The 3,219-nt window shown below is 64.3% G+C and carries 6 protein-coding genes; all 6 read left to right on the top strand.

The genetic code is table 11. The features are described 5' to 3' along the window. The first annotated feature begins 290 nt into the window (after nucleotides 1–290). Nucleotides 291–548: a hypothetical protein gene (locus tag TL10_RS29265; RefSeq protein WP_081936893.1), complete on the top strand. Its 258-nt coding sequence runs from the start codon at nucleotides 291–293 to the stop codon at nucleotides 546–548. 143 nt (nucleotides 549–691) lie between these two features. After that, nucleotides 692–1,468, top strand: a complete 777-nt coding sequence (locus tag TL10_RS29260) for an SDR family oxidoreductase (protein ID WP_043402640.1) — start codon at nucleotides 692–694, stop codon at nucleotides 1,466–1,468. Then, on the top strand, nucleotides 1,461–1,859 hold the full coding sequence (locus TL10_RS29255; RefSeq protein ID WP_043402637.1) for a GlcG/HbpS family heme-binding protein: 399 nt from the start codon (nucleotides 1,461–1,463) through the stop codon (nucleotides 1,857–1,859). Before TL10_RS29260 ends, TL10_RS29255 begins: the two co-directional genes overlap by 8 nt. Further along, on the top strand, nucleotides 1,792–2,334 hold the full coding sequence (locus tag TL10_RS29250; RefSeq protein WP_234711573.1) for a hypothetical protein: 543 nt from the start codon (nucleotides 1,792–1,794) through the stop codon (nucleotides 2,332–2,334). The genes TL10_RS29255 and TL10_RS29250 overlap by 68 nt, the downstream gene beginning before the upstream one ends. 4 nt (nucleotides 2,335–2,338) lie before the next feature. Further along, the gene (locus TL10_RS31900; protein WP_051955340.1) at nucleotides 2,339–2,605 is read left to right on the top strand and encodes a hypothetical protein; all 267 of its coding nucleotides are present in this window, start codon (nucleotides 2,339–2,341) and stop codon (nucleotides 2,603–2,605) included. Continuing rightward, the gene (locus tag TL10_RS30455) at nucleotides 2,602–3,102 is read left to right on the top strand and encodes a DUF8686 domain-containing protein (RefSeq protein ID WP_234711574.1); all 501 of its coding nucleotides are present in this window, start codon (nucleotides 2,602–2,604) and stop codon (nucleotides 3,100–3,102) included. The genes TL10_RS31900 and TL10_RS30455 overlap by 4 nt, the downstream gene beginning before the upstream one ends. Nucleotides 3,103–3,219: the final 117 nt, after the last annotated feature.

The raw sequence follows: 3,219 nt of genomic DNA, 5'->3' as shown, positions 1-3,219 counted from the left end.
CCGACGGCCCACCCGAACCCGGCCACACCACCTTCCGCGACCCCACCGACGGCCCACCCGAACCCGGCCAAATCACGTTCAGCGACTAACTCCATCGCAGCGGAGGCCGATCGGGGAAGCGCAGGCATATCAGATTGCGGCCACTTCAAACGTGGCGCGATCGGCCACCGAGTTGACGTGTTCCGTTACTGACTACTCCGTGAAGGTCCGCCTAACGTCCAAGCGGTCAAGCACCGCTGGACCGTGCCCGTCACTTGGAAGAGAGCTTCGTGAACAAACGCGCTGCGACCATCGCTGGAATTGTTCTGTTCGGATCGGCGCTCACAGGTGGCATCGGCTTAGCGCACGCAGATGACGTCGTCGTCAGGGACGCCAACGGCATCCCTTGGAGTTGGCCGACGGAGGCCTCCTGCATCAAAGACGGACCCGATCAGCACCTCGCCAACAGCGCTGACGACTCCTTCCTCAAGTACTGGTACTGCCTGCAGCATGACGACAGCCTGTGGTACCTGCACAACACTGACAGCCTGAACGAGCGCGTCGGATAGCGCTGCCTCGTTGAGCGCGCCGCAGCCCCGGCCGGGGGTTCCGGGGCTGCGGCGCCTCGCGACGCCACCGTCCGTACTGCGTGCATGGCGGCGGCTGTCGTCTCGCGCACATCCGCTTTCCAACCACCATCACTGAGGGAGCCATGCCCAAAAACATCCTCATCACCGGAGCCAGCTCCGGATTCGGCCGCGGCGCGGCGATCGAGCTGGCCCGCGCGGGCCACAACGTGGTCGCCGCCGCCGAGACCTGGCCTCAGGTCCGGAGCCTCCGCACCGACGCTGCCAAGGCCGGCATTGAGCTTGAGGTAATCAAGCTCAACCTTCTCGACGACATCGACATCGCCCACGCCGCGAAGTACGACCCTGACGTCCTCGTGCTCAACGCCGGCGTGATGGAAGCCGGTTCGATCGTGGACATTCCGCTCGAGCGCGTACGAGAGTCCTTCGAGATCAACGTGTTCGGCCATCTCGCACTCGTGCAGGCGATCGTGCCGAAGATGGTTGCGCGCAAGTCCGGCAAGGTCGTTTGGACATCGTCGATGGGCGGCATCCTCGTCGTTCCGTTCGTGGGCGCATATTGCGCGACAAAGCACGCCATCGAGGCCATCGCAGGCTCCATGAAGGCGGAGCTCGAGCCGCACGGCGTGCAAGTCGCCACCGTGAACCCTGGCGTCTTCGGCACCGGCTTCAACGACACCGGCGCCGAGAGCTTCGTGCAGTGGTACGACCCCGAAACCGCCGTCGTACCGATGCCCGAGTTCGGTGACAGCCTGGCGGACCAGGCCGATCCGCAAGAGATGATCGATGCGATGGTCGAGATCATCCCCGCCGACGTACACCTATTCCGCACCATGCGCCCACTCGCCACGATCGACGCAGCGAAGCGGTGGCAGGAGACGGAGTGGACGCAGAATGCCTGAGATCACCCTCGAACAGGCACACCGACTGATTGCCCGCGGGTGTGCGGCTGCCGAGAACGCTGACGTGCACGCGGTCTTCGCGGTTCTCGACAAGGGGGCCAACCTCGTCGCCTTCTCTCGTATGGACTCTGCTTGGCTAGCTTCGAACGAGCTGGCCATCGCGAAAGCTCGTACGGCGGTGATGTTTCGGGCACCCACCGACACGCTCAACCCACCGCTGCAGATCGGTGTCCCCCAGCTGCATTTCGATCATGTCCACCACGGGGGCCTACTACTTGTCGGCGGTGGAGTGCCGCTGTTCGACGGGGCCGGAGACCTGATCGGTGGTCTCGGCGTATCCGGCGGCACGCCCGAACAAGACGCCGAGCTGGCACGGAAGACAGCCAATTGATCGCCCGGACCGATGTACCAACGAGCGCGTGGTGAATGTTCGTGCGCTGATCGGTGTCTCTACGGTCGGTGCGGTCATTGGTGGGTCGCTGGCGACGGCGGGTGTCGCCGGAGCTGACCAGATCCTGCCGACCGGACCGAACGGGGTCACCTACATCCGGACCGAGTCGGGGCGCGCGCTGTGCGGCGTCGAAGGGGACGCGGTGAACTGCACAGTGCAGTTTGTGAATCCTCCGATGACTCGCGCGGGCGATGTCGCCAACTCGGTCACGCTCAACCAGAACGGGACCTTCACCTATCAGGCGGCCGATCTCGGCGTGATCGACCCATTGCACACGATCCGCTACGACCAGACCTACATCGTGAATGGTTGGGCGGTGGAGGCGTTCAACGACGGCACGCGGTTCACCAGCAACGGCAGCAATGAAGGCTTCTGGGTCAGCGTCACCGACGTCAACGCCCTCGGCCAGATGTAACCCCGTGGAAGCCGACGACGACACCACAGACGACGCGGCAGCCGCGGCGACGCAGCCCGCGTCCGCGACCGGGCGGCGGCTGGGCCTCCGCGTCGCCGTGGCAGGCGCCGTCATGCTGGGCCTCGTGATCGCCGCCAGCCTGGGAATGTATCTGCTGCACCGCAACTCGAACTACACCGAGAATTTCGGCGCCAGCGACAATCCCGACCGAAATTTGCGGTCGACGGGACCGTCACGGACTACCCGTTCGACCGGTACACGTCCACGCTGACCTTCGACGCCACCGACAGCGACGGCACAGCACTTCCCGTCACCGTCGCCATCTGGAGCAGCGATCCGTTCTTCCGGAACACGCCGATCGCAGCCCCGGCAGCAGACTCTGCGGGCCATGGCGCCGCGATCCGGCTGACCTCCACACGTTCTGCACCAACGATGGTGTTCGCGATCTTTGTCATGGTGTTGATCCTGGGCCTTGCAGTCGCCGCCATCACGGCGAGCTACTACATCCTGAGGTGGCGGCGAGGGCTGTTGTTCCCTGCCTGCTCGATGATGGCGGCTCTGCTGTTCGCACTGATCCCGTTCCGCAACGCGGTCCCCGGCAACCCACCGATCGGCTCCGTGATCGACTTCGCCTCGTTCTTCATCGCCGAGATCACTATCTCGGCCGCACTGATCGCGTCAGTGGTGATCGGCTATCGATTCGAAATGGCCAACGAACGCGTCGAACCCGACGGCCCGCGAGACTTGGCGGTGGCGGAGGTGTCGTGAGTCATGACATAGGTGACACCTGAGTCGAGTCATCGGTTACACCTGGAACGACTCCCGATGAGTCGCGTCATGGGTGACAGTCATCGGTCATGTCGAAAGCCCGTGTGGTGGTGTTGG

The sequence above is a fragment of the Mycolicibacterium llatzerense genome, assembly GCF_000878195.1.
GTDB lineage: Bacteria > Actinomycetota > Actinomycetes > Mycobacteriales > Mycobacteriaceae > Mycobacterium > Mycobacterium llatzerense.
Note: the sequence above shows the minus strand (reverse complement) of the source record. Positions and strands in the feature narration are given on the sequence as shown.